This is a genomic window from Moraxella sp. 179-F 1C4 NHS, from assembly GCF_045370505.1.
GTDB lineage: Bacteria > Pseudomonadota > Gammaproteobacteria > Pseudomonadales > Moraxellaceae > Faucicola > Faucicola tetraodonis.
Map to the genome: position 1 here is coordinate 73234 of NZ_JBIQEC010000010.1, position 25483 is coordinate 98716.

23 protein-coding genes and 2 pseudogenes are annotated in these 25483 nt (G+C 44.1%); 5 read left to right on the forward strand and 20 right to left on the reverse strand.

Annotated elements, in window-relative coordinates:
- Positions 1-154: 154 nt before the first annotated feature.
- Positions 155-1852 (forward strand): L-aspartate oxidase, encoded by a 1698-nt coding sequence (gene nadB / locus ACH0AB_RS06560; RefSeq protein ID WP_007116158.1) that lies wholly within the window; start codon positions 155-157, stop codon positions 1850-1852.
- 83 nt (positions 1853-1935) lie between these two features.
- On the opposite strand, the gene tmk is transcribed toward nadB, so the two are convergent.
- From tmk to ACH0AB_RS06580, 4 genes are all read right to left on the reverse strand, one after another.
- Positions 1936-2577, reverse strand: coding sequence for a dTMP kinase (tmk, locus tag ACH0AB_RS06565; RefSeq protein WP_406877650.1), 642 nt, complete (start codon positions 2575-2577; stop codon positions 1936-1938).
- A 12-nt stretch (positions 2578-2589) separates the two neighbouring features.
- Entirely contained in the window at positions 2590-3906 is a 1317-nt protein-coding gene (gene mltG, locus ACH0AB_RS06570) for an endolytic transglycosylase MltG (RefSeq protein WP_406877651.1), read from the reverse strand.
- Positions 3907-3992: 86 nt separating this feature from the next.
- Positions 3993-4919, reverse strand: a complete 927-nt coding sequence (locus ACH0AB_RS06575; protein ID WP_406877652.1) for an aminotransferase class IV — start codon at positions 4917-4919, stop codon at positions 3993-3995.
- 60 nt (positions 4920-4979) lie between these two features.
- Positions 4980-5741, reverse strand: coding sequence for a hypothetical protein (locus tag ACH0AB_RS06580; protein WP_406877653.1), 762 nt, complete (start codon positions 5739-5741; stop codon positions 4980-4982).
- A 226-nt stretch (positions 5742-5967) separates the two neighbouring features.
- On the opposite strand from ACH0AB_RS06580, the gene aroE reads away from it, so the two are divergent.
- On the forward strand, positions 5968-6786 hold the full coding sequence (gene aroE, locus ACH0AB_RS06585; RefSeq protein ID WP_406877654.1) for a shikimate dehydrogenase: 819 nt from the start codon (positions 5968-5970) through the stop codon (positions 6784-6786).
- A 149-nt stretch (positions 6787-6935) separates the two neighbouring features.
- Here the strand turns inward: aroE and ACH0AB_RS06590 are convergent, their stop codons facing one another.
- From ACH0AB_RS06590 to rlmE, 6 genes are all read right to left on the reverse strand, one after another.
- Entirely contained in the window at positions 6936-7658 is a 723-nt protein-coding gene (locus ACH0AB_RS06590; RefSeq protein ID WP_406877655.1) for a YidB family protein, read from the reverse strand.
- A 169-nt stretch (positions 7659-7827) separates the two neighbouring features.
- Entirely contained in the window at positions 7828-8349 is a 522-nt protein-coding gene (locus ACH0AB_RS06595) for a hypothetical protein (RefSeq protein ID WP_406877656.1), read from the reverse strand.
- 9 nt (positions 8350-8358) lie between these two features.
- Positions 8359-8625 carry an FAD assembly factor SdhE gene (locus tag ACH0AB_RS06600; protein WP_406877657.1) on the reverse strand — a complete coding sequence of 89 codons (267 nt, stop codon included), beginning with the start codon at positions 8623-8625 and terminating at the stop codon, positions 8359-8361.
- 50 nt (positions 8626-8675) lie between these two features.
- On the reverse strand, positions 8676-9554 hold the full coding sequence (gene folP, locus ACH0AB_RS06605; protein ID WP_406877658.1) for a dihydropteroate synthase: 879 nt from the start codon (positions 9552-9554) through the stop codon (positions 8676-8678).
- Between the two features lie 104 nt (positions 9555-9658).
- Entirely contained in the window at positions 9659-11560 is a 1902-nt protein-coding gene (gene ftsH, locus ACH0AB_RS06610; RefSeq protein WP_040403605.1) for an ATP-dependent zinc metalloprotease FtsH, read from the reverse strand.
- Positions 11561-11803: 243 nt separating this feature from the next.
- Positions 11804-12436 carry a 23S rRNA (uridine(2552)-2'-O)-methyltransferase RlmE gene (gene rlmE, locus ACH0AB_RS06615; RefSeq protein WP_050325460.1) on the reverse strand — a complete coding sequence of 211 codons (633 nt, stop codon included), beginning with the start codon at positions 12434-12436 and terminating at the stop codon, positions 11804-11806.
- Between the two features lie 331 nt (positions 12437-12767).
- Between rlmE and ACH0AB_RS06620 the strand changes: the two genes are divergently transcribed.
- Together ACH0AB_RS06620 and ACH0AB_RS06625 are read left to right on the forward strand one after the other, a co-directional pair.
- Complete coding sequence (locus ACH0AB_RS06620) at positions 12768-13085, forward strand: YhbY family RNA-binding protein (RefSeq protein WP_312535999.1); 318 nt, start codon at positions 12768-12770, stop codon at positions 13083-13085.
- Positions 13086-13092: 7 nt separating this feature from the next.
- Positions 13093-13863 (forward strand): DOMON domain-containing protein, encoded by a 771-nt coding sequence (locus ACH0AB_RS06625; RefSeq protein ID WP_369625998.1) that lies wholly within the window; start codon positions 13093-13095, stop codon positions 13861-13863.
- An 86-nt stretch (positions 13864-13949) separates the two neighbouring features.
- Here ACH0AB_RS06625 and ACH0AB_RS06630 read toward each other — a convergent pair whose 3' ends face one another.
- Positions 13950-14648 (reverse strand): M23 family metallopeptidase, encoded by a 699-nt coding sequence (locus ACH0AB_RS06630; protein WP_060995235.1) that lies wholly within the window; start codon positions 14646-14648, stop codon positions 13950-13952.
- A 185-nt stretch (positions 14649-14833) separates the two neighbouring features.
- On the opposite strand from ACH0AB_RS06630, the gene ACH0AB_RS06635 reads away from it, so the two are divergent.
- Positions 14834-15322: a DciA family protein gene (locus ACH0AB_RS06635; protein WP_406877660.1), complete on the forward strand. Its 489-nt coding sequence runs from the start codon at positions 14834-14836 to the stop codon at positions 15320-15322.
- A 338-nt stretch (positions 15323-15660) separates the two neighbouring features.
- On the opposite strand, the gene lpxC is transcribed toward ACH0AB_RS06635, so the two are convergent.
- The 9 genes and pseudogenes from lpxC to ACH0AB_RS11990 form a co-directional block, all read right to left on the reverse strand.
- Positions 15661-16539: a UDP-3-O-acyl-N-acetylglucosamine deacetylase gene (gene lpxC / locus ACH0AB_RS06640; protein ID WP_253852216.1), complete on the reverse strand. Its 879-nt coding sequence runs from the start codon at positions 16537-16539 to the stop codon at positions 15661-15663.
- 194 nt (positions 16540-16733) lie between these two features.
- The gene (gene ftsZ / locus ACH0AB_RS06645) at positions 16734-17954 is read right to left on the reverse strand and encodes a cell division protein FtsZ (RefSeq protein WP_065253596.1); all 1221 of its coding nucleotides are present in this window, start codon (positions 17952-17954) and stop codon (positions 16734-16736) included.
- A gap of 149 nt (positions 17955-18103) precedes the next feature.
- Positions 18104-19384 carry a cell division protein FtsA gene (gene ftsA / locus ACH0AB_RS06650; protein WP_406877661.1) on the reverse strand — a complete coding sequence of 427 codons (1281 nt, stop codon included), beginning with the start codon at positions 19382-19384 and terminating at the stop codon, positions 18104-18106.
- 25 nt (positions 19385-19409) lie between these two features.
- Positions 19410-20288: a cell division protein FtsQ/DivIB gene (locus ACH0AB_RS06655; RefSeq protein WP_406877662.1), complete on the reverse strand. Its 879-nt coding sequence runs from the start codon at positions 20286-20288 to the stop codon at positions 19410-19412.
- Between the two features lie 197 nt (positions 20289-20485).
- On the reverse strand, positions 20486-21409 hold the full coding sequence (locus tag ACH0AB_RS06660) for a D-alanine--D-alanine ligase (protein WP_095356141.1): 924 nt from the start codon (positions 21407-21409) through the stop codon (positions 20486-20488).
- Between the two features lie 235 nt (positions 21410-21644).
- Complete coding sequence (murC, locus tag ACH0AB_RS06665; RefSeq protein ID WP_060995614.1) at positions 21645-23054, reverse strand: UDP-N-acetylmuramate--L-alanine ligase; 1410 nt, start codon at positions 23052-23054, stop codon at positions 21645-21647.
- A 148-nt stretch (positions 23055-23202) separates the two neighbouring features.
- Positions 23203-24321 carry an undecaprenyldiphospho-muramoylpentapeptide beta-N-acetylglucosaminyltransferase gene (murG, locus tag ACH0AB_RS06670; RefSeq protein ID WP_406877664.1) on the reverse strand — a complete coding sequence of 373 codons (1119 nt, stop codon included), beginning with the start codon at positions 24319-24321 and terminating at the stop codon, positions 23203-23205.
- 197 nt (positions 24322-24518) lie between these two features.
- Positions 24519-25388, reverse strand: a pseudogene (locus tag ACH0AB_RS06675) (PhoX family protein); the annotation flags it as partial.
- A gap of 4 nt (positions 25389-25392) precedes the next feature.
- Positions 25393-25483 (reverse strand): annotated as a pseudogene (locus ACH0AB_RS11990) (transposase); the annotation flags it as partial.

Genomic DNA, 25483 nt, shown 5'->3' on the forward strand with positions numbered 1-25483 from the left:
TTCCCATGGCTTTTTAACCATAGCCTTTTAACCATAGCTTTTAAAATAGCCTTTTAAACACAGCCTTTTAAATGTAGCACGGTGACCCAATTTGCTCAGCGCTTGCTTAGATTTTTTGGCTCTTTAACTCATTAATTTGAAGGACGTCAGCGTTATGACAGCAAGCGTTAATGTGTCAAACTCCCCTATCAAAGAAACTCTCCAGCCGCAAGCACAGGCTAACCATCGCCACGCGTTTGATGTGGTAATTGTTGGCAGTGGCGGTGCAGGTTTATCGTTAGCTTTATCCTTGCCAAGCCATCTATCGATTGCGGTTTTGGCAAAAGACAAGCTCACCGAAGCCAGCACTTTTTATGCCCAAGGCGGCGTGGCAGCAGTACTATCGGATGATGACTCGGTTGATGAGCATGTCGATGATACCTTGATTGCAGGGGCAGGTCTTTGCCATGAAGATGCGGTACGTTTTACGGTAGAGCATAGCCGAGAAGCGGTGGAGTTTTTGCTCAAACAAGGTGTCAAGTTTACCTTGGATGAGAACGAAACCTTGCACCTGACCCGTGAAGGTGGTCATACCAAACGTCGTATCATCCATGCGGCAGATGCCACTGGGGTGGCCATTTCTACCACGTTAGTCAAACGTGTCAAACAATGTCCGAATGTCAAACTGTTTGAGTATGTCGCTGCCATTGATGTCATCACCACCAACAAACTTAGCAAACACAACTACAGTCCGATTAGCGAGCCCAATCGTGCCGTGGGGCTGTACGCCCTTGATTTGGCCACCAATCAAGTCATTACCTTTACCGCGCCCTTTATCGCCTTAGCATGCGGCGGGGCATCAAAAGCGTATTTGTATACATCTAACCCAGATATTGCCACGGGCGATGGTATCGCGATGGCATGGCGCGCAGGTTGCCGCGTTGCGAATTTGGAATTTAATCAGTTCCATCCTACTTGTCTATATCATCCAGAAGCGCGTTCGTTTTTAATCACCGAAGCCATGCGCGGTGAAGGTGCCTACCTGCGCCTGCCAGCAACCAAAGAACATCCAGAAGGTGAGCGCTTTATGCTTCGCTTCGATGAACGGGGTGAGCTGGCACCGCGTGACATCGTGGCTCGCACCATCGATTTTGAGATGAAGCGTTTGGGAATACGTCATGTTTGGTTAGATATTACTCATAGAGACCCAGCGTTTATTAAAGGTCATTTCCCTATGTTATATGAGCGGCTACTAGAGCTGGGCATTGACATGACCCAAGATAAAATCCCCGTGGTACCCGCCGCTCACTACACCTGTGGTGGGGTGATGGTCAATGAAAACGCCCAAACCGATGTGTTCAATCTATATGCCATGGGCGAAACGTCATTTACGGGTCTGCATGGCGCCAATCGCATGGCGAGCAACTCGCTATTAGAATGTTTTGTGTATGGGATGACTGCAGCGCGCCATATTGCCGCCGCATTTGCAGAAAATCGCGTCCCCCCCATTCCTGCTATTCCTGATTGGGACAGCCAACATGTAACCGACCCTGACGAAGAAGTCATCCTACTACAAAACTGGGATGAATTGCGCCAAAGCATGTGGCACTACGTTGGTATTGTGCGCTCAGACAAACGCCTACATCGCGCACTCAACCGCATTTTGTTGTTAAAACAAGAAGTAAATGATTACTACGCCAACTTTGTGGTCAGCAAAAATCTGATTGAATTGCGTAATTTGCTGCTAGTCTCTGAGCTCATTGTGCGCTCGGCGCTACGTCGCCACGAATCGCGCGGACTGCATTACAACAAAGACTTTCCGCAAACTTTGCCAGTCGCGGCAGACGTGATTTTAACCCCATCTATGCCATAGTTTGGGTTAAATAAAAAAGGGAATGTTTATCATCCCCTTTTTTCAAAATAATTGTAAAAGCTTTATAACACTAAATAACGACATTAAATACCCAGCTGCGTTAGCACTTTTGCCAACACTTCATCAGGTGTACCCTGCGCATCAATGCGTTTGACGCGCTGTGGTTGCTGCGCTGCTTGATAAGCAAACCCTTGATGCACCCGCTCAAAAAACGCTAGCTGATTTTGCTCAAAGCGGTCTAGTTTGCCGCGATTTTTGGCACGGCTCATCCCTTCTGTCACCGGTAAATCTAGCCAAATGGTCATATCTGGCATTTTTGCCACAAAATCCCTAATCAGTAATTCAATTTTGCTAAGTTCTGCCCTATCGCCCTGTTTGCGCCCAAACCCTTGATAGGCAATGGTGGAATCGGTAAAGCGGTCGCACAGCACCCATTTACCCTGAGCGAGCGCTGGCAAAATCACTTGCGCCACATGATCGGCACGCGCCGCAAACATCAATAGCAGTTCACTGTCCTCTGTCATGGTCGTTGCTGGGTCAAGTAACATGGCGCGTAACTTCTCAGCAAACGGACTACCGCCCGGTTCACGGGTTTGGATAAAGTCAATGCCTTGCGCGGTCAAATGCGCTGCCACATTGGCAATCAAGGTAGATTTACCCACCCCTTCGGTACCTTCAAATGAGATAAATTTTTCGCTAATGCGGGCTTTCGCAGCTGTTTGCATGGGTATCGTTTTTTACTGACCTAATTGGCTGTTTTGGCTGGCGCGTTTTTCACGCATCACCCGCAGATAGTCTTGTACCGCTTGGTTATGGTCTTCTAAATTACTGGTAAATTTATGACCGCCATTACCCGTTGCCACAAAATACAGCGAATCAGTTTGATTTGGGTGAAGTGCCGCTTTAATGGATGCAATACTTGGCAAGGCAATCGGTGTCGGTGGTAAGCCGTCAATTTGGTAGGTGTTATAAGCGGTTTTTTCTTCAAGGTCAGATTTGCGAATATTGCCATCGTAACGATCGCCCATGCCATAAATCACGGTCGGATCGGTTTGCAGGCGCATATTATTCTTCAGACGATTGACGAACACGCCTGCCACTTCACCCCGCTCACTTTCGACACTGGTTTCTTTTTCAATAATGGATGCCATAATTAGCGCTTCATACGGTGTGTTGTACGGGAGATTGGCTTGGCGATTGTTCCAATTTTCCATCAACGCCGTGTGTTGACGGGTAAATAAATCCGTTAGCACTTTTTTATCGCTACTGCCTTCATTAAAATAATAGGTGTCCGGTGAGAACCAACCTTCAAGGTTGCCATTCGGATGGTAGTCAGCAGGGATATTGAGCCCAAGTTTATCGACGTCAACTTTGCTACCATGGATAACTTCGTTTTTAATCCCTTTATTGTCCGTCAAATGTTGATATAAATCTTTGGCTGTTTTGCCTTCAATGATTTGCACTTTAATAAAAGCGACTTTCTCACCTTGTTGTAGCATGGCTAAATAATTGGCAAAACTTGGATTTTCAGGCAGTTGATAGACCCCTGAATGGAGCGGTTTATCCACCGTCATTTTGATATATAGTTTGGCAAGTGGCGCGACGAACAGCTTTTTCTTTTTATCCCAGTCGTCTACCAGCGCATAGTAGGTTTGACCTTTATTAATAGTCACCATCTGCTTAGGCTGGGTGATAGTGCCATATAGGGTGTTATACCAAGCAAATAACAACCAGCCTAGCACCAATACAATAAACCCGAGCAGCCCCAGTAGACGGTATTTATTTTTTTTGTTTCTACCGGTGATGTGGTCATTAAATTCTCGCGTTGAACGATTAATCAGACAAGCATCATTGCCATTGACGTTTTTACTATGCGGGTCTTCGTCATCCTTGTCAGTGATATCCTTGTCATCGATACCGTTATCTTTGCTATGATTGTCCTGCAATTGAGAATCTGGAATATCCTCGGCGTGAGAGGCGTCACTGTGCTGAGTAGGATGATGCTCAGAACCGTCTGAGGGACTAGACAGGTTGTTATCAGATTGGTCGTTCATAGAGAAGGCTTATATTGACTCAATAAGCGAGAATTTAACAATTAATGACAAAAATAGCAATTTTTTTTAGTTACCAGCAACACGATTTAAGTTAATTTCTGCGTATAGATTGGGGTCAAATCAAGCGTTGTTGACTGCCCATTAGGTAGCATCAATGCCTGAATGGGCAAAATCCCGCGTACAGCATTGCAAAAGAACAAGCTTGTGATATTGGCTAACTCCTCGCTGGCTAAATACCGCTCCTCATGAGCCCTATCAGAGTCGGCAAACTTAGCCAATAACACCTGCCGCATCACCCCTTTTACCCCTGAGCGGTTGATGGGCGGTGTGTACCACACGTTTTCATGATTAAGCTGATAAAACACATTGCAAAAGGTACCTTCTACCCAATGCCCCATCACATCTTGTACCAGCCCATCAATCATTTGCGCATTTTGAGTTTGGTGCTGCCACAGCTCGTGACTTGCCATCACTTTATCTTGGGCGTTTAGTAGCTTAAGTCCTACCAAGGGTTTGGGTAGACACGCAATTTGCTGCGTAAGACAGATGGCGGTAGCGGCAGATTGGATGATGACTTGATTGGCTTGCTGTGATAATGGCTTATCCGTGCGCATAAGCTTAATAAAAGCGTCAAATTCAGAGTTACAAAATCCATAGCCTTTGATAGGTTGGTTTTTTCGGCAGACTATCAGCTTGAGCATACCGTGATTGAGGGTTTTAGCAAAATTGGCTAACTGACTATTAAAGTATGCGCGAATAGTATGATTGGGGGATTCTAAATTGGCTGCGTCTAAATTGGCTGCGTCTAAGTCCGCGTTGGTTAAATTGAGTTGTAACGCATGGGCACTCTCTTTGATTCTATCTAAATGGTAATTTAGCCAATTGATTTGTCCTGCCACCACCGCCATGGTGGTAAAAAACCCATCGCCATACGCTATCACCCGTGAGTCAATATCGATAGCGGTGATTGGCGTTTGCTTGGCATACTGAGCATCAGATAATGAATACCACATGGTTATTTGGCTACTTGATTAAATTAATAGTTGACTGTATGACAGTGAAAGCCGCAGCAATTAGCCGCTTTTTTTAGCGGTTTTGGCGGTGACAGTGGGTTTTCTGACCACCAAATCACAATGATAATTGTCACAGCGTGCTAATTCTACCAAAATTCCGTGGTAGCTCGCATTTTTAATCGGCTGTCCTTGCACCATGTGGGCAACAATGTCTGAGCCATCTTGTCCAAACCAATTTTGGGTCAGATGAAACGCTGTTTTGGCATGCTTGATGCTGATGTTTTTAACGCTGGCATTGTCATAGGCACTGGCATAATACCACTGTACCTCGATATACATAGGCGAATCAAGCAAATCAAAATACGGCTCGCCAGTTTTGGCAAAACTATATTTACTTGCCACATTGCTTCGGTAGTCCAAACTTTGCGTATCAATGGTGATGGGTTGACCCAATAATAACGTCACAGCGTCGATATCGTGAATACTGACTTTGTTTGCCAGCGTTTGTTGCTGCCATTCATTGATGGGATAGACCACAGGTGTTGGCTGCGAGGTAGGGTTGATAGACGGATTGGCGGCTGCGGTCGATGCGGTAGTGCTAGCAGTCACACTGGCATTATGCTGTGAGGCGATTTGTTTGACCTTATCACAGCCAGTTAAGGTGAGTGTTAGAATAACGCACCCCCCGCCAAGATTTTTTAGCCAAGTGCGTTTATTTTGGCTAGCGCCTTTTTGGTTAGTGCCTTTTTGGGTAACGCTTATCGGATGTTCTGAGCGGTTTTGACGCGGTAAAAAAAGCGGTTTGCGGGCAATTAGCTTCATTGTGTAGTATATAACGGGTTGGTGTGGATAGCGCATTGTAACAAGGCATTGACAGCAGTTAACAGTACGCTTTTGTTGTTATTTTTAGCCAAATCGATGAAATGCTACGCTTTACACCCACCCAATCAATACCTAGCCAATCAAAACCCAGCATTGATATAGCAGCTACAGTTATTGTAAAGTGAGGGGAATTGGTAATTTTGCTCATCGTATTATAGGTTTTCCCATGTCATCAATTCCTGATTCAAACGTCCGTTATCATTGCATGGTAATCGGCAATCCGATTGCCCATAGCAAATCGCCTGATTTGCACCAAGCCTTTGCCAAACAAACTGGCATCACCTTGTCTTACCAACGCCAATATTGTCCCAACGATGTCGAGAGTTTTACCGCTGTCATCGAAGCATTTTTTGCAGGCGGTGGGACAGGGGCAAATGTGACCGTACCTTTTAAAGAGATGGCATTTTCGCTGTGCCAGCAGCGCGGTGAGCTATCTGAATACGCGCGCTTGGCGGGTGCAGTCAATACCCTTGCCATTAAAGCGGGCAAACTGTATGGCGACAATACCGATGGTCGCGGTTTGGTGGCGGATTTATTGTCGCAAGGCGTCAGGTTAAAAGACGCAAATGTTGCTATTTTGGGGGCAGGTGGGGCGACTCGTGGCGCGATTTTGCCGTTGCTAGATGCGCAAGTAAAATCGCTGCATATTGCCAATCGCACCGTAGAAAAGGCAGAGAATTTAACCCGATTATTTGATACCGATAAGCTCACCTTTTCAAGTTTGACGGATTTGCCCAACGATATTGAGGTGATTATCAATGCAACGTCGATAGGTCTAAGCGGTGACACCTTGCCGTTTGCCAAGGATATGACTGTCGATTTTGCCTATGACATGATGTATGGCAAACCCTCGGCGTTTTTGGAATTTTTTAAGGCGAAACATGCCAAAACCTCGGATGGCTTAGGAATGCTGGTCAATCAAGGGGCATTAAGTTTTGCGCTTTGGACGGGTAAACAAGTCGATTTGACGAATTTTCATTTTTAGCTTTCTCATAAAAAAGCGGTCAGCATTCGCCTACGCCTTAGATAAACGCTTTAGATAAAATAGACAAAACCAAAATTTGCCCAAGACATCGCAAGAAAACCCAATAAAAAAAGCCAGTGACAAAACTGGCTTTTTGTAGTCAGGCTAATTTAGCGATTCGCCTTGCCTAATTGCGCCAAAATATCACTGATTTCTTTATTGGCTTGGCTTTCGGTTTGGGTGTCACCATTTGGCGTCAAGTTGTCAAATAACTGTGGCAAAAGCTCCGCCATACTTTGACGGACTTCGCTTTGGTCGACACCAGTTTGTGCCGCAACTTGCGCCAACTCATTATTATCAAATAGCTGATTGATATCATTGGCATCCAGCGGTTGGTTTGATTGGTCAGCACTCATCCAAGAGTTGGCTTGATGACCGAATCCCATATTTTGGATTTTATTAAAAGCGCCTGATAGACCCCCATTACGCTGAATAAACATCAACGCGATTGGCAACAAAGCCGCCATTAACATACCCTTGCCACCAAAGCCACTTTGACTTTGCGGAAATTGGTTAATACCCACGTTATTGCCCATTCCACTACCTAGACCACCGCCCATGCCACCCCCTAGCACGCTACCCAGCACTTGTCCAAGCACGCCACCTTGGGACATACCTTGATTTTGGTTCATCGCCATACCGATGATATCATCCAAACCAAAACCATTTGATTGCATTTGTGGTTGCTGCACCCCGCCGCCTAAAACATTACCAAAAATATTCCCTAGGCCGCCCATATCCGCTTGGCTTTGACCGCCCATTCTGCTTTGGCCCATTTTGCTTTGAATGGCACTTTGCGCCACTTGTGTTACTAGACTTGTTAATAGACCCATGGTCGTTCCCTTTTATCTTTTTCAATGATTGTTATATATCACCAATAATACCGCGCTGAAGCATGCCAATTGCCGACTGCAATTAAGTTCAAGCTAAAATGCGCCCTCGCCTCAACACTTGGTTGATTTAATTGTAGCAATATTGAATATAACTTATATACCATTTTTGTTATCGCCCCAGCGTGTTTGCTAGCACCTTAAATTGCCGCCATGTATCGCGATCGACTTGGTCTTGCCAAATGGTTACACTGATTTTAGCTGGGGCTGATTCTATCAAGCCAAATGTTAAAATCACCAAGCACCCCATATCAGCGATGCCCAGCAAATTTGCCTGCCACACCGCTTGCTTATGATGTCTAGGTACTTTGACAACCCCACGTACCCACTGGATTTGCCAAGTTAAAAAATCAAAGTTGTCATAGGGTAAGGTTTGATTGTTAGTTTGCGGTTTGGCATGTAACGATGAAATAGCCAATAAGTGACAACTAGAGACTTGCCCGAACCAAAGACTGGCTATAGCGACCATACCTAACAAAATTTTGTAGGCAAGTGCCAAAGGTACCAGGGTTAAAATGCCAACAACCACCCATAAACAAGCCCCCCAAAGCAGTTTTTTATTCACACTGGGTATGAGCCTGGCATCAATATCAATAAATGCGGTGTTATGACGCGGTAAGTAGCGCTCGTTCATCTAAGTCAATTAAGAAGAAGCTTTTAATGATTTGAGCTTGGCTATCAAATCAGCAAATTCTGGTTTGGTCGGATGATTGTGTAAAAACCAATCCAGCAAATCAGGATCTTCTTCTTTCACCAATTCTGCAAAAATTTGCTGCTCTTGTGAGTCGGCTTTTAGATAGTGCGCTCTCACATACGGGTCAAAATAATAATCGAGTTCTTTTAGACCGCGTCTGGCACGGTAGATGACTTTGCGCTGCTCTAATGTAGGTTCTGGCTGGTTGTCACTCATAATAAATCCTTATCGTTGCGCGTTAAATTCGTGTAATTTTTTACCTGTTATTAAGCTTTTGCCTGTTGCGTCGCTTGCCACATCGCAAGCCCTGCTTTAGTCGCTGCTACATTATGGGTACGCAATATACACGCCCCTTGCTGTACAGCAAATAGCCCTGCAACCATACTAGCAACATCTCTATCGGTAGGGTCATGGGGTAGATTGGCTGACTTGAGGACTTCCCCAACAAAGCGTTTACGGGATAATGCCACCATGACAGGTAAGTTAAACCTATGCAACCGATAAAATTCATTCAGCCATGCCAGATTTTGCTGGGCGTTTTTGGCAAAGCCAAACCCTGGGTCAATGATAAGATTGTCACGTCTGACCCCACCTGCCATAACCTCATCAATGCGCTGCTGTAACTCAGTAATAACATCGCTATATAAATCTTGATAATCATCTAGCTGATTCATGGTCGTTGGCTCACCGCGCATATGCATGAGCATGACAGGGATATCAAGTTTGGCAGCAGTAGCAATGGCATCGGGGCGCGTCAAGGCTCGGACATCATTCCAAATTTTGGCGCCGACTTGACTGGCGAGGGTTACCACGGTCGGGCTACTGGTATCAACCGAAACCCACACTTGCTCACCAAATTTATGATCAATCGCTTCAACGACTTTAATGACTCGGTCAATTTCTTCTTGCTCACTCACAGGACTGGCATTTGGGCGAGTAGATTCACCACCCACATCAATAATCGTCGCCCCGTCTTTGATCATCTGCTCGGTATGACGCAAGCCTTGGTCGATATGATTATATCGACCACCATCAGAAAATGAGTCTGGGGTGACATTTAAGATGCCCATGATACGGGGATAAGATAAATCGAGCGTTTGATTATGATAATGAATGGCAAAGTTGGGAATGGGCTGTAACTGCATGATGTCCGCAATGATGGCTAAAATTTTTTACTATTTTAAGTGAAAAACAAAAAAACCGCTATCAAGTTGGTAGCGGTTTTTGCCTAGCCTATATCATGGATAATTTACATTGCAGGTAACGGAGGCGGCGTCAAGCCCGACCCACTTGACGGTGGATTGCTTGGTTTATCAAAATTTACTCTAACAGGCTCTTGATAAACTTTAGGCTCGCGTGGTGGGATACCCGCCATAATGTCTTGCAATTGGTCACGGTCAATAGTTTCCCACTTCATTAACGCATCGACCATGGCATGCATTTTGTCCGCATTACCTTCAATTAATGCACGTGCGATATCATACTGCGCTTCTAGGATACGACGAACTTCGTCGTCCACTTTCTGCTGAGTCGCTTCTGAGATAGTGCGAGATGAGGCACCAAAATAACCTTGGTTTTCATCTTCTTCGTACACCATCACACCCATGGCATCTGACATACCGTACTTAGTAACCATCGCACGTGCCATTTTGGTAGCACGTTCAAAGTCATTTGACGCGCCAGTCGATTGCTGATTGATAAAGACTTCTTCAGCGATACGACCACCAAACAAAATAGCAATGTCATTTAGCATTTTTGACTTATAAACACTAGTCTGATCATGCTCTGGCAATTGCCAAGTGACACCTAACGCCCAGCCACGAGGCATAATAGTAACCTTATGCACAGGGTCGGTACCCGGTAGCATTTCAGCCACTAAGGCATGTCCTGCTTCATGATAAGCCGTTGCACGACGCTCTTCTTCACGCAGTACCATCGATTTACGTTCTGGACCCATATAAAGCTTGTCTTTGGCTTCTTCAAAGTCGTTCATATCGACTGACGCTTTGTTGTTACGTGCAGCAAATAGTGCCGCCTCATTCACCAAATTCGCTAATTGCGCACCACTAAAGCCTGGCGTACCACGCGCCAATGAACGAATATCGACGCCAATTGTTGAGGGCAATTTTTTCATGTGTACACGAAGAATTTGCTCACGGCCTTTGATATCAGGCAAGCCAACTTGCACTTGACGATCGAAACGACCTGGACGCAACAATGCTTTATCGAGTACATCAACACGGTTGGTTGCCGCAATCACGATTACCCCATCATTGCCTTCAAAACCATCCATCTCAACCAATAACTGGTTTAAAGTTTGTTCACGTTCGTCATGACCACCGCCCATACCTGCGCCGCGATGACGACCGACAGCATCAATCTCGTCAATAAAGATGATACAAGGGGCATTTTTCTTGGCTTGTTCAAACATATCACGCACACGGCTTGCACCGACACCCACAAACATCTCAACAAAGTCAGAACCTGAAATTGAGAAGAATGGTACTTTCGCTTCACCTGCAATCGCTTTGGCAAGCAAGGTTTTACCAGTACCGGGTGGACCTACCATCAACACACCACGTGGAATAGTCGCGCCAAGTTTGGTAAATTTTTCTGGGTCACGTAAGAAGTCGACAATTTCTGTTACTTCTTGCTTGGCTTCATCACACCCTGCCACATCTGCAAATGTCACTTTGATTTGGTCTTCTGATAGCATTTTGGCTTTAGATTTACCAAAACTCATCGGACCCATGCCGCGACCACCACCTGCACCACCGCCGCTCATATTACGCATGATGAACAAGAACAAACCAATAATCAATAGCACTGGGAAGCTTGCAATCAGTAATTGCATCATCACACCTTGACGTTCAGGGGTGGCGCCTTGAACTTCAACATTATGCTTGATAAGCTTTGGCATTAGCTCAGTGTCAGTGACCGCAGGACGCACTGTCTCAAAAGTTGAGCCGTTTTTCTTTTCGCCAGAAATTTGCTCACCGTCAATTTTGACACTTTTGACCTGGTCAGTTGCCACCGCAGTGACAAATTGGGAGTAATTGAGCTTATCAGGTTCATTGCGGGTATCAAAATTGCTAAAGACTAGCACTAATACCCCTATCACAACTAACCACAATAAGGTATTTTTTACCATGTCGCTCACGTTGTTTTTCATCCTTCGCGTTAGGGGGTTGATTAAAAAGTGGGGTTAAATCAAAATGTTTACCAAAGATAGGTAGATGTTTCACCAAAAATAGACGTTACATTAATCTTTCAATATAGCATGATATATGGATTTACCTTAACATTATCAAGCGAATTCTCTGTTATTTTCTAGTAAAAACATATTACCAATTTTTATCCAGTTAACTTCATGGATAGACTAAAGCAAATTACCTTATTTGGTGGCAATCCAATACATTTCTTTTGAGCGCGCGCGTGACGCTGCAGGCTTGATACTGCGCACTTTGCTAAAACGCTGCTGCATATTTTTTCGTAAGGCGTCAGAGCCTTCGCCTTGGAATACCTTAATCACTAAGGTGCCACCTTCAGGGAGCACTTGCTCGGCAAAGTCCATGGCAAGCTCACACAAATAAATCATGCGTGGCTGATCGACTGCCGTAAAACCAGAGGTGTTGGGCGCCATATCAGACAGTACCACTTCCACTTTTTTATCAGCGACTTCTGCCATAATGTTGTCAAACACTGATTGCTCACGAAAATCCCCTTGGATAAAGGTCACATTCTCTAGCGTATCCATCGGCAGTATGTCTGAGGCAATGAGTTTGCCATTGTCACCGACTAGTTTGCCAGCAACTTGCGACCAGCTGCCTGGGGCAGAACCCAAATCGACCACCGTCATGCCTTTTTTAATCAGCTGCAGTTTTTCGTTAATTTCTAGCAATTTGTAAGCCGCTCTTGCCCGATAGCCATCGCGCTGGGCAAGTTTGACATAGTGGTCGTCAATGTGCTCTTTCATCCACGCACGGCTACTTTTGGACAATTTTTTGTTGGTAATACGCGTTGCCATAATTTTCTACAAACTACCCTTTATATATAGTTTAAAAATTCTTCACTTGGGATTTGGCTAAAAAATCCAAAGCCATCCTAGAATGACCATTGGTAAATTTTGACAATCTCAAGGGTTAAGGCTGTTATTTTAGCATATTTCACCCAGTTAGCTTGTGTTAACTCATGGATTGGCTATTGATTTTTTTAATCCAGTGATTTTTGTAGATTGATAAGTCATGGCAGCGTTTTTGCCTATGTGTTTTTGCCTATGTATTGCCCATAATTTATTAGGCAAAATGATTAATATGGTATAATGCTAGCTAATTTTTTTTATAGGTCAATTGACAGTTATGGCAAATTCAAGCTTATCAAATGCTGATATCAAACATTTAAAAGGCATCGGTCACCAGCTGAACCCGGTGGTAATGATTGGTGGTCAAGGCGTTACCCCAACCGTTATTGAAGAAATTGGGCGCGCACTGAACGATCATGAGCTGATTAAAGTAAAAATCCCAGCCGGTAGCAAAGCAGATCGTGACGCTGTGGCAAATGCGATTGCTGAAGCCACTGATGCGATTTTGGTAACCAGTATCGGTCGTATGGTGTTATTATTACGTCGCAATCTGGACGCCAATCCTAAGTTATCAAACTTGGTACGTTTTGGCTAGGGCTACAATGGATACGTTACAGGGTGTGACATTCGCACTGACGAGCACGGTTGAGCCACTCACCGTATCGGCAATACTGGACTACCAGCTATCAGTACATGTGGTCGCTGATAGTAAATTTTTAACTATCTTATTTGATGCTGCCCATCCCAAGATTGATGATAGTCAAACCGCTCTACAAGCTGGTCTATGGGCAAATTTTCCGACATTTAGCCCATCGGCACTTCAACGTGTAATGCGTCAAGATTATTTATGGCAAGCAGATTGTTTTGAGTGTTTTATTGCCAAAGATAGCCAAGCGGATAGCCCGTATCTTGAGGTCAATTTGGCGACCAATGGTGAGTTTAATCTTTATTATTTTGACAGCTATCGGACACCGAATGCGTTACCCCCTCGGCGCTTGCCTATCACAGCGCTGACTTATGGTGAGGATATCAATTTTTTTAGCCAGGCGGTTACACAAGATAGCGAGCTTCCGCTTGTTTTTTGGTGTTCTGCAAGTCCAATGCTGCTCACTCATGTACGAGCGGTACAGCAGCAATATGGGTTTAGCACTGGTACTTTTCGTGTCGGTATGACATTTGCCAAATCAGCATTGAACAAGCTGGTTGATGCAAAGGGTAATTATGCGCTAAATCCAACGCGTGTGATTCAGCAACCGTCTGACAATGGATTAGCAGATAACTCAGCTCCAATAGTCGATGAAATGAGTTATTGGGCCATACAGCATGCACAACCAGCGGACTTTCATAACAAGGCACACTGGATAAATACCTAAATTATGATGCTTTTAAACCATCGCACAGCGAAAAATAAAAAACTGGCCTATAAGCCAGTTTTTTTAATATCGAGATAGTGTCACGATTAACGCGCTGGCGCCATTGCCAAGTAAGTTTGCGGATTGACGGCTTGACCATTTTGGCGTACTTCATAATGTAAGTGTGCGCCTGTTGAACGACCCGTGTTGCCTACCGCAGCGATTTGCTGATTTGCATACACCGTATCGCCAACGTTAACATAGTTTGCAGAGGTATGGGCGTAACGGGTGACAGTACCGTTGCCATGATCCACTTCAACATAACGACCATACCCGGTACCCCAACCTGAGAAAGTCACCACACCATTACCGGTGGCATAAATAGGGGTGCCAATGGGAGCAGCAAAGTCCATCCCTTTATGAAACTGTGATTTACCAGTGACCGGGTGGATACGATAGCCAAAACCTGAACTCATGCGTGCAGATGACGTAATTGGGCGCAACGCTAACATGCCATTACCCGCATAGCTGCCCGTGGTAGGCATATTGATGATGGTGGTGGTTGGCTGAGTCGATAGCTTTTGTGCTAAACTTGCGAGGCGGTCTTCTTTTTGCTGGGTTTGTTGGCTTAGATTTTTGATAGCGGCATTGACGGCATCTGAAGGCAGATAATAATCTTCACCATCGTCTTCACGGACAATAACTTGACTGGTTTTACCAGCATTGGTAATCGATAGAATTTGAGCTTGTGCAACACTCATTGTAGTTAAAGCAACAACTGGTAATGCGATTAGAGCTAACTTCATCTTTTATCCTTTGTTAAACCTTATGCTATTAAACCTTGTGCCAATATTGTATAAGCGCTACTTTAGCGCATTGGCAAGATTTAATTCACTATAATTTGGTCTTAAAATCACCTACACTAAGACCCAATACTAAGACTAAATCAAAATTTTTGTCGCTTAACTACCCACCACACTGCTCATTGACTATGAAAAAACCAACCAACCATCTTGCTTCCCGCACTGAGCGTCTTGCCAACTATCAATTACCGTTTCAAAAAAAGCTGCAGCAGTTACAGCAATTGACGAACGATGTTCGCAGCGCTTGGCAAAACGTGTTGCCTCAAGAGGTCTTAGCAAGCTTACAAGTGATTGCTTGTGAATCGTTTAGACTTGTGGTGAGTACGAACAGTCATACCCTTGCCAATCACCTCAATTACAACCAGCAGCACCTACTATCAACACTGCAAGCGTTCGACAACAATTTTCATCAATTTACCCAGTTACGATTTCGAGTAGTGATTGTCAAACCTGTCCATACCGCGCAAATGACAGATTTACAATGTAATCATAATGTTAGCAATGTAAAGAATTGTGAGCTAAGCGAATCTACGAAGCGAAATATAACACAGCTATGTGACCTTGTCACGGACAACGAGCCACTTAGAACGGCATTACAAAAACTGATAAAAGACTAAAATAGCCAAGTTACAATGTAATTTTATGTAAATTATGTTACTAATATAGTAAGATTTATCAATGCATTGATGGCTTGTGCAAGTGAAAGTAAAAAAGTAGAAAAAAATTTACAATTAACATGATAGATAAAGATATCTTTTTTTTTATTTTTAGTGCGCTTATAGTAGTCAATGGCTAAAAAAAGATATCCAAAAATTAAATGATAAAATTGGATGGTTGGGTTTAATTAGTGTAATAAAATGATAACTTCTTGATGAAAAAATGTTACTAATCAAACCATATGTAAAATTTTTTGATTAGTATAAATACATAATAAAATTAATAAATCTAAATAAATCTAGTTAACATTGTCATTTTTTGTTACAACTTTATAGTTAGTTTCATCACTGAATAAAGCTTGTAATAATTTATTATTGAGTGCATGACCTGACTTGTAAGCGTAAAATTCACCCAAAATTTGGTGACCGGCAAGGTATAAGTCACCAATCGCATCTAATACTTTATGGCGTACAAATTCATCGTCAAAGCGTAACCCTTCAGGATTAAGTACGCCGCTATCATCTAAAACAATGGCGTTTTGCATACTACCCCCTAGCCCTAAGTTATTGCTTTTTAGGTACTCAATATCTTTTAAAAAGCCGAATGTGCGCGCTTTGGCAATATGCTCGATAAAATTGCCTTCATTAAAATCCAATTTAAACTTTTGATGTGAGCCATTAAACGCAGGGTGATTAAAGTCAATTTGGAAATCTAACACAAATCCATCGTAGGGACGAAATCCAGCGACTTTATCCTCCACGCGAACCTCAATCGGTTGCAACACCTGAATATAGCGTTTGGCAGACGTTTGCTCGGCAATACCCGCTTGCTGCAATACTTGTACAAATTCGATGGCACTACCATCCATGATTGGAATTTCAGGCGCTGACACTTCGATTTGTAAGTTATCAATTTGAAGCGCAGCGATGGCACTCATCAAATGCTCGACTGTCCCAATGCGCTGACCTAATTCATTGGTGAGATTTGAGGACATCATGGTATCGGTTACCGCATGATAGATAGCGGGTATGGGCTGTGCATCTGCCACATCGCTACGTAAAAATTGAATCCCATAGTCAATGGGTGCAGGAGAAAAGCGCAGGTGTACAGGGTTACCGCTATGTAAGCCGATGCCTTCAAGATTAATGGGTTGTTGAATAGTACGCTGCTGCATAATGCCCCCTAGTAGATTGCACTCATCCTTAGCCAAAGCTAAGTTGATATAATTTGTTACATTTGGCTATTCTACCATTGTCCCTTTCCACATCATAGTGATGCTTGATTGATTTTATCGACCTTTATGATTGACTACAGTGATAAAAAAACCCCACAACGATTAAGCTGTGAGGCTGTTAAAAGTCATACGGTATTTTAGCGATTTTGCTGACGACGTAGATAATCTTGAATACTGTTGCCTGTGCGTTGTGGCTGCGATGATTGCGGTTGCGCTGGCGCAGGCTCAATAGCTTGCTGTACAGGTGGCTGAGGTGCAGGGATGGGTTGTGGTATATCACGGCGTGCCGCATACGCAGGTTCATGCGTGCCTGCTTCTACTTTGTGGGTGCTAGAGGCATCTGAGACAAAATCTCTAGTTGTATGCTTTGGGGTATTATCTAGTGTAAGACCTGTTGCCACCACGGTCACTTGGATTTCATCGCCCATGTCTTCATCAAATACCACGCCATAGAAGATGTTGGCTTCATCAATATCCACCAAGCTATGCACTTTTTGGGTGATGCGCTCTTGCTCTTCAAAATTGAAGTCTGAGCTAGCCACCACGTTGACCAAGAGACCTTTGGCATTTTTAAGTAATAAGTTGTCAAGTAATGGGCTTTTGATGGCTTTTTCGGCAGCGATCTCAGCGCGGTCTTCACCACTGCCTTTACCGATACCCATCATCGCATGGCCTCGGGAAGTCATTGCCGTGCGAATATCGTTAAAGTCGATGTTAATAAAACCATCTTTTGAAATCATATTAGAGATACCTTGCACCGCTTGAAGTAAGACTTCATCGGCTTTTTTGAAGGCATCTTTCATAGAGATTTTGCCATACACTGTCATCAATTTATCGTTAGGGATAGTGATGATGGAGTCGACAAAGTTAGAAAGCTGCTCAATACCTTCTCTAGCCACTTTATTGCGTCTGCCACCTTCAAAGGTAAATGGCATGGTCACCACCGCAACGGTCAACACGCCCAGCTCTTTGGCTAGTCTGGCGATGACTGGCGCAGCGCCTGTACCTGTACCACCGCCCATACCTGCGGTAATAAATACCATGTCAGAATTTTCTAGCAATTGGCGAATTTGTTCTTCATCGCTCTCAGCTGCTTCACGACCCACTTCTGGATTGGCACCTGCCCCCAAGCCGCGGTTGTTATTTTTGATACCGAGCTGGATTTTATTAGGCGCTGACAGGCGGTCAAGCGCTTGTCTATCAGTGTTGGCACAGACAAAGGTAATGCCTTTTACACCATTTTGTACCATGGTTTCAACGGCATTCCCACCGCCACCGCCGACACCGATGACGGTTAAACGGGCTGAATCGGCAAATGTATCAGTGTGATCTTGTACAATACTAAACTTCGCTTCCATAATTGAAAATCTCCGTATACTGTCAAGTAGGCTTGAGCAGCATAAATAGCAAACATATTAAATTAAATATCAAATAAATCATTACACAATTAGTGGATTTTAGAGTCAATCATAACATGAGCACTCTTAAAATACTAAACATCTCTTTTTTAGAAAAATTTACCAAAAAATTTATTCACAATTTTGAGTTTTTCTCGCATGGGCTGAACCTGCAAAGAGTCGGGTGAGCTTTTCTCGCTATGATGAAATGCCTCACTTTGACTATATAACAGTGTGCCAAACGCGGTTTGGTATTTACGCTCACCAATCATCGTCGCAATGGTGCGAAGCTTGTCATCATCACCATATTGGGTGTAGGCAGAAATCGCTGAGTGTTGATTGACCTTGTTTACTTTATTGGCAAAGATTTTTTTGGCTAATGGCAATAATCCACGCATTTCAGCACCACCGCCCGTGATCACATAGCCTTGTTGTAAAAACTCACTTAGTCCTTCTTTATCCAGCTCTTTTTTAATATTGCCTAAAATACTGATATAGCGAGCTTCAGTGACTTCAAGTAGCTCAAGCATATTAATGGTTTTTTCATCGTCATGCTGTGAGCGCTTGATAGTAAAAAATTGGCTTGAGTCAATCCCATGACGATCGACACTGGCTTGGGATTTTTTCATATTTTCCGCTTCAGCAATGGTAACGTCTAGCAACATAGAGATATCCAGCGTTGCGTGATGTCCGCCTTCGGCAAAACAATGGGTATAAATCAGCTTATCCTCACGGTAAACGCAGACACTGGTGGTCGATGCCCCAATATCAATCAGACATACGCCATGATATTTTTCTTCAGGCAATAAGCCGTATTCGGCGGTAGATACCGCATCAAATAGCATTTGGTCGATACTGACATCACATTCTTGCAGCAGTTGCTGCAAATTTTGGCGGCCTTTGACCGGCATCATCATCAGATGATAGAGCACCATCAAGTCACTCGCTTGCATCCCAATCGCATCATCAATCATCTCAGCATTGCCATCTAAAGCAATACCTTGCTGGGCATAATGCATCAAATACAAATCATCTGTAAGATGTTTATTTTTGGCTTGGGTTAGCGCGGCAACCACGTCTTTGGCTTGTACGATATCGTGTTTGATTTTGACTTCGCCCACACTATTGACGCTTTGTAAATCTGGGGTAGAAAAACTAAGCCAAACACTGTTGACACGGCAATTTGCCATGTCTTCAGCGTTTTGAATAGATTGTTTGATGGCAGATTTTAGACGTTCGCGGTGGCGAATGGTACCTTGCGAGAAATCATGATTTTTGACAGTAGATAAACCGATAATACGAATATCTTGCGCACTGTGGATTTGCCCAATCACAGTATGAATAGCAGTAGCACTTAGGTGGACGACGACGATCAGATCTGGCTTTTTCATAGAACACTACAAAATTATGTTTCACCTAATGGCTGGGGTTGGCGGTGGTTTTTAAGGCGTTAGTTTTTGAATCGGTTGCTGAGTTGGCATCGGTCACCGGTTTAGTATCAGCGGATTTGGCATTGACGGCAGTTGTATCACTTGCTTGCTGTATCAAAGGTCGTTTGGTAATTGCCATGCCATTTTTATAGCGTAGATCCACCGTTTGCAGCGTTTTAAGCTGTGGTTTAAGCTGATTTTGTAACATGATGCTCAGTCGATACAGTTTTTCTGACGTATTGTCATTATCAACCAGTACCCGAAGTCCGTTATCAAAGCGAAATAGCCATGCCATTCTGGGCGTTACGATGACTTCTTCAATTTTCATACCCAGTGGCATAAACCAATCACTGACTTGCTTGATTTGCTGCATCATCACAATGGCATTTTGGCTATCGCCTTGTAGCTGCATTAGGCTGGTATTATTTAGGTCATTGCTATCGGCAGGTTTAAATACCGTACCATTGGCATCGACTAAACGCTCACTACCAAACTTGGCAACGGCTTGGCGCGGTACTACATTGACCACAATACCTTGTTGCCAATCGCGGCGCACATCGGCTTGCCCTACCCAATCTACCGTCTCAAGTTTTGCTAGATAGCTTTGCAAATCAGCCTTGAGTAAATTTGTGTCTGCTTTTTCGCCCAATAATTGCTGAAGCTGCAGGGTTTGCTGGGTATTTAACCCTTTATGCTGCAAACTAATCGCGGCATTGGGTAATTTGTTGAACACATTAATCGCCAAAGCCGCTAATATCAGCAACAATAACACAACGCCAAGCATTAACAACTTTGGCAGCAGCTGATGAAAGCGATTGGGGAGCGTAGTATCTAGAGAAGCAGTTGCCACAAATGAATTTGCCATATTGACCAATCATAACTCGGTCTAAAATTATTAATTACTAAAATCTCAACAACAAAAATCAAAATAACTAAAAATATTACAAGGATTTATGCTTAGAAGCATATCATAGCAAATTCAATGAAATGAATGGTAAATAGATAATACGCTTCTAGACAATTCAAGTACTTTTTTTGTAAACAAATATAAACGAAAACGACTTATTCGCTCAACGTTTGTTCTAAGATACGCACGCATAGCGTCGCAAAATCCATGCCACGCGCTTTTGCTGCCATCGGCACCAGACTATGACTGGTCATACCTGGCACCGTATTGAGTTCAAGTAGATATAGCGTGCCTTCGTCATCTCGTAAAAAATCCACGCGTGACCAACCTTTGCCCCCAATGGCGGCAAACGCTTTTCTGGCGATTTGTTGCATGGTTTGCTCTTGCGCCTCGCTCAAATCTGATGGGCATTGGTAGACCGTATCATCACGATTGTATTTGGCTTCGTAGTCATAAAACTCAGTGGTTGGGATGATGCGAATACTGGGCAACACCTCGTCACCGAGGATTGAGCAAGCATACTCACCGCCTGTGATGGCTTTTTCTGCCAAAATAGCGCCGTGGTATTGTTTGAGCTGTGGGTAGGTCTTGGCAAGCTCGCCCGCTTCTTTAATTTTAAAGACGCCGACACTACTGCCTTCGGCGGCGGGTTTGACAAACAGCGGCAAACCTAGCTGCTGTTCGATAGCGGTAAAATCGGTATTGTCATCAAGCACGACGTAAGGTACGTTTGGTAAATCTAACGCTTGCCAAACTAGGCGATTGCGAAACTTATCCATGGCAATTGCAGAGGCTAACACACCACAACCGGTATACGGAATATTAAAGCCGTCTAGCACCCCTTGCAGGCTGCCATCTTCGCCAAAAGTGCCATGCAACACATTAAATACGCGGTCATAGTCGCGCAGTTTTGAGATATCTGTTTCTTTGGGGTCAAAGTGATGGGCATCCACGCCTTTAGCGAGTAGCGCATCAAGCACAGCTTGACCACTCGTCAGTGACACCTCACGCTCGGCACTCCAGCCCCCACAGACGACCGCCACTTTACCAAATTGTTTGACATCGATAAGCTCTGACATATTGATTCCTAATCTTTTGTTAACCGGATTTATTGCTATAATTATTTCACACAAATTTTTAAACTATTGCTTGGCTATGACTTAGCAATAGTATGGGTATGGTTTAGTAATTTTTTTTCACTTATAAAATAATCGCCTGCTGGCAGCATGGGCAAGCTACAACAGCTTTTCAATATCTTAGTTTCATAGCCGTTTACCGCGTGCTTTTCAATCAAGCGGTTGTTCAATCAAACGGTTACTTATCCGCTAGAAATAAATTATTTTTTGCCAAATCTAGACAGAGTTGACCCACGTTACCCGCCCCTTGGGTAATCAGCAAATCATTGCCTTTTAACATACTACCTAGCACCTGACGGATTTGATCCATGTCATTGATGTTCAGCATAATTGGCTCAACTTGTCCGCGAGTACGGATGGTACGGGCAAGGCTGCGACTATCCGCGCCTTCAATCACGGCTTCACCTGCGCTATACACATCGAGTAGCATCAACACATCGACTTGTGACAATACGTCCACAAAATCATCGAAGCAATCACGGGTACGGGTAAAACGGTGAGGCTGGAAAATCATCACCAAGCGGCGATCGGGATAGCTTTGGCGAGCCGCTTTGATGGTCATTGCCACTTCAGTTGGGTGGTGACCATAGTCGTCAATCAATAGCACATCGCCTGCGCCATCTTTCACAGGGTAGTTACCATTGTTTTCAAAACGTCTGCCCACGCCGGCAAATTTTTTGACCGCTTGACAAATGGCTTCATCACTGACACCTTCATCGGTGGAGATGGTGATAGCCGCTAAGGCGTTATAGACATTATGAATGCCAGGAATGTTCAAAGTAATCGGCAGTGGCTCACGGTCTTTACGCAGTACGGTAAAATGGGTTTTGGTGCCATCTGCCACCACATCAATGGCTTGCACATCGTTATGTTTTTCTAACCCATAAGTCAACACAGGACGTGCGATTTTATCAATCAGTCCGTATAACTCTTTGTCATCACCGCACAATACTGCCAACCCATAAAACGGCATATTCTGTAAAAACTGCACATACGCGGCTTTTAGTTTGTCAAAACTGCCGCCATAGGTTTCCATATGGTCTTGGTCGATATTGGTGACAATCGCTGCCATCGGACGCAGCGATAAAAACGACGCATCTGACTCATCCGCTTCCGCCACCAAATAACGGCTTTGACCTAATGACGCGTTTTTGCCTGAGGCGTTAAGTTTACCACCAATCACATAAGTAGGATCTAACCCTGCTTCGGTTAAAATCATGGTAAGCAGGCTAGTGGTGGTGGTCTTGCCATGCGCACCCGCTACTGCAATACCATGACGGTAACGCATCAGCTCACCTAGCATATCGGCGCGGCGTACCACAGGAATACGTCCTGACAAGGCGGCTTGGATTTCTGGATTGGTATGATCAATGGCTGATGACACCACGACCACATCGGCTTCACTGATGTTTTTGGAATCATGCCCGATAAACACTTGAATGCCCATTTGGGTCAAACGGTCGGTCACTGGGCTTTGTTTGATGTCTGAACCGCTAACCATATAGCCATGATTATGGACGACTTCGGCAATACCGCACATCCCTGCCCCACCAATACCGACAAAATGCACGTGGCGAATACGGCGCATCTCTGGAATTTCGACCACACGTTTGGTAATTTTTTTGGTGACACGGTTGGTTTTTTCAGGTTTTTCAGTAGATTGGGCAGTGGCAGTTTTGGCTGATTTTGACATAGACAGGCTCAATGATAAATGACTTATAAGTTGTAAAAAATAATTAGGGTTTTAACTGGGATAAAATGGCATCGGCAGCCAGCTGTGTGGCATTGGGTTTGGCAAATTCACGCGCTTTTTCTGCCATCGCTAAAATTTGATGACGGTCGAGCTTGGCTAAAATCGCACTTAAACTCTCTGCCGTTAATTCTTTTTGCGGCATTAAAAACGCGGCGCCATGTTGTGATAGGGTTTTGGCATTGGCCGTTTGGTGATCATCTACCGCATGGGGCAGCGGCACAAACACCGCAGGCAATCCAACCGTGGCAACTTCTGTGACCGTCAGCGCCCCAGCACGGCAGACTATCACATCTGCCCAGCTGTATGCTGCTGCCATATCTTTGACAAATGGCAAAATCTCATACTGGGTTGATTGGAGTTGTGCTTCGCTATATACCGCTTGGGTAGCCTCTTGGTTGTTTTTACCACATTGATGCCGCACTTGCCACGGCTTGGCGTCTGGCATACTTTCTAGTTTTTTTAGCGTGGGCGCGATATGATTATTTAGTGCCTGAGCACCCAGAGAACCGCCAATGACCAATAGCTTTAAAGGACTGCTATCATTGACATCGATACGGGCTTTTGGTGGCGGTACTTGTACGATAGCCTCACGTACGGGGTTGCCAACTGTCATCACTTTATTAGAAGGTAGTTCGGTGAAGGTATTTGGGAAGGCTTCTAACACTTGATTAGCAAGCTTAGATAGATAGTTATTACTCATGCCTGCGATGGCATTTTGTTCATGAATCAAAATGGGTATTTTACAAAATTTGGCAGCCAATCCGCCGGGTGCGGTCACATAACCACCAAACCCTACCACGATGCCGATTTTATTGGTTTTGATGATTTTGATAGCGGCTAATGTTGCTTTGAGTAAGGTTGACGGGGCTTTAAATAAGCGTTTGATACCGTTCCCGCGTAACCCCTGCATATTGATGGCATGGTAGGTAAAGTCGTAATGTTGTAGCAACTCATTTTCCATACCGACTAGGGTGCCGAGCCAATGCACTTGGGCACCTGATTGTTGTAACGCTTGAGCCACCGCAATCGCGGGAAACACATGCCCACCCGTGCCTGCTGCCATCATCAGCACGCGCGGTTTTTGCATCGTTGGCTCACTCATTACAAAATCCTTATTCAATCGATATATTCATTGGGATTATCCCATCATAAAAGACCGATTATTTGGAAAAACAATCACCATAAAAATGGCAAAATCATAGCATTTTTTTTATACCTTTAAAAGATAAAAGGTTATTTTATAAAAAAACCCTTGAATCACTGTTCAAGGGTTTTTGATAACTTTGTTGCGTGTTTAACTTATGTTAATGACTCACCTAAAATCACACCGCCGTCTTTTTTGGTAATCATCACCGTCGCTGAACGTGGTGTAGTACCACCAGTAATCGCGCCCCATGTGACCCCTGGTTGATCTTCGCCTGGATGTTGGATATTGATGAACAGCGTTTTAAAGTCTGGCGTTAAGGTGATACCCGTTACTTCACAACCTTTTGGACCCACAAAGAAACGTTTGATATTTTGTTCTGTAGCTTGCATACCAACGCGGGTTTTGATACCCGCTGATGTGGTTACTTCTTTACCATCATTGACTTTACCTGGCAACGCAGCTAGTAGCATACAGTTGGTTCTGCTAGTGTAAGCACCGTCATCGGTTTGAATCCATAATACGCCACGTGGGTCGAAGTATAAGCCATCTGGTGAAGACAAATCGTTATTGGCATTTAAACCAGACAAATTTTCTGCGGTTAAATCATTTGGCGCTGCAAATAGGTAGATATCCCAGTTAAAGCTGGTAGCTGTATGGTCGTTACCTTTTTCAGCCCAACGAATGATATGTCCGTTACGGTTACCCTTGTTGGTAGCATAGTTACGTGGGTTAGCTGCATCTACCGGATATGAAACGCCACGATTAGAATTGTTGGTTAATGTGACATAAACTTCACCCGTCACAGGGCTGACCGATACCCATTCTGGACGATCCATTCTAGTTGCACCTAGTGCGTCACCCGCAATACGAGCATGTACCAACACATCAGCTTGGTTAGCAAACGCGTATTTTGCATAAGACGCAGTTAATGCGCCTGTACCAAACGTTAATGGTTTCCATTCACCTGTACCATCATCTTTAAATACTGCAACGTACAAAGTACCTTTATCTAAGAACCTGTTCACGATTAAAAAATATGTTAGGATAGACGCTGCTCAGTGGCCGGTTCTGCCAAGCGGTGATGTCATCCAAGATGTTGTCAGTGACTCTGGAAACC